Genomic DNA, 6,134 nt, shown 5'->3' on the forward strand with positions numbered 1-6,134 from the left:
GTCTTTGCAGAGCGCCGGCAGATCGACGGCCAGGTAGTCCTGCCCGGCCACGACAAACCGCATGCAGGGCGTCTCAGTGTTTTCCATGATTCTTATTTTGCATTTTTCATTCATAAAATGCAATTAAGTGCAAACCCTCAGCCCCGATTCAGTCCCGCACCACAGCCCGTCGAAAGCGCCCGCCACCATGTTTTCGCCCCTCTCTCCGCCCGAGCCATCCACCCAAGCAGGCCGCCGCCGCGCATTGCTGGGTGGTCTGGCCCTCGGTGGTTCTGCCCTGCTTGGCCAACTTGCCGGGTGCGCCTCGACGGCCTTCAAGCCCACCCAGGCTTCATCAACCCAAGGACACCCCATGTACGCCTACGTTGGCAGTCGCACCACCCGAGAGCGCAACGCGCGTGGCGAGGGCATCAGCATCTTCAAAGTCGATTCCGCGAAGGGAACGCTGGAGCCCGTCGACGTCGTCAGGAACCTCGTGAATCCGTCCTTCCTGGCGCTCAGTGCCAACGGCGAATTCCTCTACGCCGTGCACGGCGACGAGAGCGAAGCGAGCGCCTTCAAGGTGAACCGCAGCACGGGCCTCCTCACCTTCATCAACCGGCAGAGCACGCAGGGCAAGAACCCGGTGCACCTGGCGCTGGATCCGACGGGCCGCTTCCTGGTGGTGTCGAACCACATCGGCGCAAGCCTGGCGGTGCTGCCCGTGAACGTCGATGGCTCGCTGGGCGGGCTGACCCAGCTCGTGAGGCTCGACGGTCCCATCGGACCACACCGCATCGAACAGAAGCAGGCGAAACCGCACTTCAATCCCTTCGATCCGAGCGGCCGCTTCGTCGTCGTGCCGGACAAGGGGCTGGACCGGGTGTTCAGCTTCCGGTTTGAAGAAGGCCGCCTGACGCCCGCGCCGGTGCCGTTCGTCGCCACGCGCGAAACCGCAGGGCCACGCCACCTGTCTTTCCATCCCAAGGCGCCGTTCGCCTATGTAGTCAACGAACTCGACTCGACCGTGACGGCCTATCGCGTCACTCCCGCAACCGGCGCACTTGCGCCATTCCAGGTCCTGTCTGCGCTGCCCGACAACTTCACCGGCAACAGCCGCGCTTCCGAGCTGCAGATCGACGCGCAGGGGCGCTTCCTGTATGCCTCCAACCGCGGCTACGACAGCATCGCCGTGTTCAGCATCGACCCGTCCACCGGCGCGCTGAAGTTCATCGAGGCCGAACCCACGCAAGGCAAGACGCCACGGTTCTTCACCCTCTCGCCGGACGGCCGCTTCATGTTTGCGCTCAACGAGGACAGCGACTCCATCGTGACGCTGGCCGTCGACCTTTCGACCGGCACGCTCAAGCCCACAGGCGCGTCGGTCAGGTCAGGCAGCCCGGTCTGCATGGTCTTTTCTGCATGACCCGGCTCCCACACCCAGCCCATTTTCAGAACCAAGGAACAACCCAGATGCATTCGATCCAACGCCGGGCGCTGCTGTGCGCCACGGTGGCCTTCGCCGCCCTCCCGCTGTCGACGCTTGCGCAGGACTACCCCACGCGCCCCATCACCATCGTCGTTCCTTTCTCCGCCGGCGGCGGCGTCGATGCGATGGCGCGCCTGCTGGCGGAGAAGCTGCGCGTTTCACTGAAGCAGTCGGTCGTGGTGGACAACAAGCCCGGCGCGAGCGGCATGCTGGGCGCCGCCTTCGTGGCAAAGGCCGCTCCCGACGGCTACACGCTGCTGCTGGGTTCGGCGGGCGAGACCGCCATCAATCCGCTGGTCTACAAGACAAAGATGCAGTACTCGCCGGAGAAGGACCTGGCGCCGATCACGGCCGTCACGCGGGTGCCGAACGTGCTGGTCGCGAATCCATCGTTCCCGGCAAAGGACCTGCCCGAGCTCGTGGCGTACGCGAAGAAGAACCCGGGCAAGGTGACCTATGCCACGAGCGGCGTCGGCAACCCGCAGCATCTGAATGGCGAGCTGCTCCAGTCCCTGGCCGGCATCCAGATGCAGCACGTGCCTTACAAGGGCGCCTCGAACCAGCTGGTCGACGTGGCGTCGGGCAATGTCRACATCACCTTCGTGAGCCTGGCCGGTGCAACGCCCTTCATCAAGGGCAACCGGGTGAAGGCACTGGCCGTGACCTCGGCCAGGCGCGCCGGCTTTGCGCCGGACATCCCGGCGATCGCGGAGTTCGCACCCACGGCTTCCTACGACCTGGACAACTGGTTCGGTCTCTTTGCACCCGCGAAAACGCCGCCTGCCGTGCAGGCGAAGCTCAACGAGGCAGTCACCGCTGCCCTGCGCGACCCCGAGCTGATCAAGCGATTGCGCGAGCAAGGCGGCGAGCCCATGCCGCTCTCGCAAACCCAGTTCCGCGACTTCATCAAGACCGAATCCGTCAAGTACGCGCACATCGTCGACAGCGCCCGGATCGTCGCGGAATGAGCCCCCATCAAATCCACAGGAGACCTTCATGAAACTCTCGTCCAACTCGAATCGCCGCGCCCTGCTCGCCGCTTCCATCGCGGCCATGCTGTTCGGCTTCGCGGCCGCGCCCGCCATGGCACAGGCACCCCTCGACCTCAAGATCATGGCGCCGGCCGGCCCCGGCGGCGGCTGGGACAGCGCCTCGCGCTCGCTGCAGCAGGTGCTCACCGCCACGGGCGCAGCCAAGAACGTGCAGGTCGTCAATGTTCCTGGCGCGGGCGGCACGGTCGGCCTGGCCCAGTTCGCGAACAACGCAAAGGGCGATGGCAACCAGCTGATGGTGATGGGCATCACGATGGTCGGCGCGGTGCTCACCAACAAGGCGCCGGTCGGCCTGGACGCGGTCACGCCGATCGCCCGCATGACGGGCGATCCGCTGGTGGTGGTCGTGCCCGCGAACTCGCCGCACAAGACGCTGAAGGATCTTGCAGCGGCCGTGAAGGCGGACACCTCCAAGGTCGTCTGGGCCGGCGGCTCGGCCGGCGGCGCGGACCACATCCTGGCAGGGCTCATTGCCAAGCAGGCCGGCGGCGACGCGGCCAAGCTGAACTACGTGCCCTTCTCGGGCGGCGGCGAAGCACTGGCCGAGATGCTGGGCGGCCGCGTGACCGCGGGCGTGTCCGGCTACAACGAGTTCGAAAGCCAGATCAAGGCCGGCAAGCTGCGCGCGCTCGGCGTGTCGACAGCCAGGCGGATCGAAGGCGTCGAGGTGCCCACGCTCAAGGAGCAAGGCATCGACGTCGAGCTCGTGAACTGGCGCGGCGTGGTTGCGGGTCCGGCGATCAGCGCGCCGCAGAAGGCCGCGCTGGTGGCGGCCGTGAACAAGGCCCTCAAGTCGCCCGAATGGGCCAAGATTTCGAAGGCCCGCGGCTGGGACGATGCCTACCTCGACGCCGACGCCTTCGCCGCGTTCCTCAAGTCCGATCAGCAGCGCGTGAAGGAAGTGCTGAGCTCCATCGGCCTCGTGAAATGAGCGATCCGGAAACCAACGGCCCGGGCTGGCACGCGACCGCCATGGTAGGCGCCGTGCTGTTCGGGCTGGCCGCGGTCATCGGCTACGACGTGACGCTGATGGCGCCCGCGCAGGCGGTCGGCGTCGGGCCCACCGCCGCGATGCGCATCGTGGCGCTGCTGCTGGTCGTGCTCGGCCTCGCGCACCTCGTCGCAGCCCTGCGCATGCGCGCTGCGCTGCACGGCAAGAAGGCGTCGGAGCTCGGCGCCGTGCTCACCAACCGTGGGGCGCTGGGCTGGGTGCTGGGCGGGCTCATCGGAATGATCCTGATCCTGCAGCTCGGCGGCGGCTTTGTCATCGGTTCGACCTGGCTCTTTGTTTCGACTGCGCGGGCCTTCGGCCAGCCCATTCGCATCAAGTCGCCCGCCATCGGTTTTCTGCTCGCGGCTATCGTGTTTGCCTTCTTCACCAGGGCCTTGTCCCTGTCGTTGCCGGCTGGGCCGCTCGAGCGCCTGTTTCTCGGCTAAGGGGCCACATGGAAGTTTTCACGCTATTGGGGCAAGGCCTGCTGGTGGCCATCCAGCCCGGCAATCTGCTTTTCGCCGGCATCGGCGTGCTGCTGGGCACGCTGGTCGGCATCCTGCCCGGCATCAGCCCGTCGCTGACGGTGGCGCTGCTGCTGCCCATCACCTTCAAGCTCGATCCGACCGGCTCCATCATCATGTTCGCCGGCATCTATTTCGGCGGCATGTACGGCAGCTCGACGACCGCGATCCTGCTCAACACGCCCGGCGAGGCGGCCTCGATTGCCACTGCGATCGAGGGGCACCGGATGGCGAAGGCCGGGCGCGGCGGGCCTGCACTCGCCACGGCGGCCATCGGCTCCTTTGTCGCGGGCTTGATCGCGACGATCGGCATCTCGGTGCTCGCACCGTGGCTTGTCGACTTCGCGGTGCAGTTCGGTCCGTGGGACTACTTCGCACTCATGGTGCTGGCCTTTGTCACGGTGTCGGCCACCTTCGGCGACTCGGTGCTGCGCGGCATCACGAGCCTTGCGCTGGGATTGGTGCTTGGCCTGGTCGGCATCGACAAGCTCACGGGCCAGTCGCGCCTGGCCTTCGGCATTCCCGCCCTGCTCGACGGTGTGTCGATCACGACACTGGCCGTGGGCTTGTTCGCGATGGGCGAGACGCTCTTCATCGCCTCGCGCTTCACCGGCGTGCAGGAAAAGATCGAGGCCGTGCGCGGCTCGCTCTGGATGACGAAGGAAGACTGGCAGCGCTCGTGGAAGCCATGGCTGCGCGGCATCGGCTTGGGCTTCCCGATTGGTGCGCTGCCTGCAGGCGGCGCCGAAGTGCCGACGCTGCTGTCGTACACGCTCGAGCGCAAGCTCGCGGTGAAGCCCGAGGAGTTCGGCAAAGGTGCGATCGAAGGGGTGGCAGGCCCGGAAGCGGCCAACAATGCGGCGGCGACCGGCACGCTGGTGCCGCTGCTGGCGCTGGGCCTGCCGACCTCTGCCACCGCCGCGATGATGCTCGCGGGCTTCCAGCAGTACGGACTGGTGCCGGGCCCACTGCTCTTCGTGACCAACGCCGATCTGGTCTGGGGCCTGATCGCCAGCTTCTTCATCGGCAACCTGATGCTGCTGGTGCTCAACTTGCCGCTGGTCGGCCTGTGGGTGCGGCTGCTGAAGGTGCCGCAGCCGTGGCTCTACGCGGGCATCCTCGTGTTCGCAGTGATGGGAACGCTGGCCGCGAACCCGTCGACGGTCGAACTCGTGATGCTCGTGACCTTCGGCATCTGCGGCTACCTGATGCGCTGCTGGGACTACCCGGTGGCGCCGATGATCGTCGGACTCATCCTGGGCCCGATGGCGGAGAGCCAATTCCGGCGCGCGCTGCAGATCAGCCTGGGCGACGGCCTCGTGTTCTTCAAGCACGCGGGCTCGGCCACGCTGCTGGCGCTGGCGCTGTTCGCGCTGGTCGCTCCGCTGATCTTCAAGAGTTTGAAACGGTTCAAGGGCGACGACGCCTGAGGCGAAGTTGCCGCTTTCTCCATGAGCTTCCAAGCTGCGCCTCGGCTATGCTGCTTCGATGCGCCTTGAAGATCTGGATGTCTTCCGAGCCGTTCACGAGACCGGCAATTTTCAGCGGGCCGCACTTCGCTGCGGCCTGAGCCAGTCGGCCGTCACCAAGGTCGTGCGCAAGCTCGAAGACGAGTTCGGTGTCCAGCTGATGGAGCGCGGCGGGCGTTCGCTCGCACTGACGCCGGCCGGCCGGACCCTGTACCTGCGGGCCATGGAGCTCAGCGCGCTCACGATTGCGACGCGGCGCGACATGGCCGGCGAAGTGGCCGCGATGCGCGGGGCGATCCGGCTGGGCATCGTGCCGGCACTGCTCGGCAGCGTGGCCGCGCCGGTGCTGGCCGACATGCTCCCGGGACCGCACCCGGTCCAGTTGCTGGTGAGCGTCAAGCATTCGGCAGAGCTGGTGCGCATGCTCGAAGAAGGCAAGCTCGATTTGGCCGTGTGCTTCGGCGTGCAGCACCTCCCGCCCGACGTTCTGCGCACGCGGGTCGGACCCCAGCGCTACAGGCTCGTGGTTCGCGCCGGGCATCCGCTTGCAGGAAGCATCCCGAGCCTGGAGCAGCTGTCGAAATCGCGCTGGCTGCTTCCGACTTCCGATGTGACGCTCAGGACCGAGGT

At 66.6% G+C, this 6,134-nt stretch carries 6 protein-coding genes; all 6 read left to right on the forward strand.

Annotated features, from left to right (window positions below; genetic code table 11):
- The first annotated feature begins 352 nt into the window (after nucleotides 1-352).
- Nucleotides 353-1,405 (forward strand): lactonase family protein, encoded by a 1,053-nt coding sequence (locus tag AC1DOC_RS15285; protein ID WP_015866210.1) that lies wholly within the window; start codon nucleotides 353-355, stop codon nucleotides 1,403-1,405.
- Nucleotides 1,406-1,452: 47 nt separating this feature from the next.
- Nucleotides 1,453-2,436, forward strand: coding sequence for a Bug family tripartite tricarboxylate transporter substrate binding protein (locus tag AC1DOC_RS15290; RefSeq protein WP_478130028.1), 984 nt, complete (start codon nucleotides 1,453-1,455; stop codon nucleotides 2,434-2,436).
- A gap of 28 nt (nucleotides 2,437-2,464) precedes the next feature.
- On the forward strand, nucleotides 2,465-3,451 hold the full coding sequence (locus AC1DOC_RS15295; RefSeq protein WP_015866208.1) for a Bug family tripartite tricarboxylate transporter substrate binding protein: 987 nt from the start codon (nucleotides 2,465-2,467) through the stop codon (nucleotides 3,449-3,451).
- A complete protein-coding gene (locus AC1DOC_RS15300) occupies nucleotides 3,448-3,957 on the forward strand; it encodes a tripartite tricarboxylate transporter TctB family protein (protein WP_015866207.1) in 510 nt (169 codons plus the stop codon). The genes AC1DOC_RS15295 and AC1DOC_RS15300 overlap by 4 nt, the downstream gene beginning before the upstream one ends.
- 8 nt (nucleotides 3,958-3,965) lie before the next feature.
- Nucleotides 3,966-5,465 carry a tripartite tricarboxylate transporter permease gene (locus AC1DOC_RS15305; RefSeq protein ID WP_015866206.1) on the forward strand — a complete coding sequence of 500 codons (1,500 nt, stop codon included), beginning with the start codon at nucleotides 3,966-3,968 and terminating at the stop codon, nucleotides 5,463-5,465.
- A gap of 58 nt (nucleotides 5,466-5,523) precedes the next feature.
- The coding region (locus AC1DOC_RS15310) for a LysR family transcriptional regulator (RefSeq protein ID WP_478130029.1) at nucleotides 5,524-6,134 on the forward strand (611 nt) is incomplete at its 3' end.

This window comes from Variovorax sp. 01T439_2 (genome assembly GCF_056398445.1).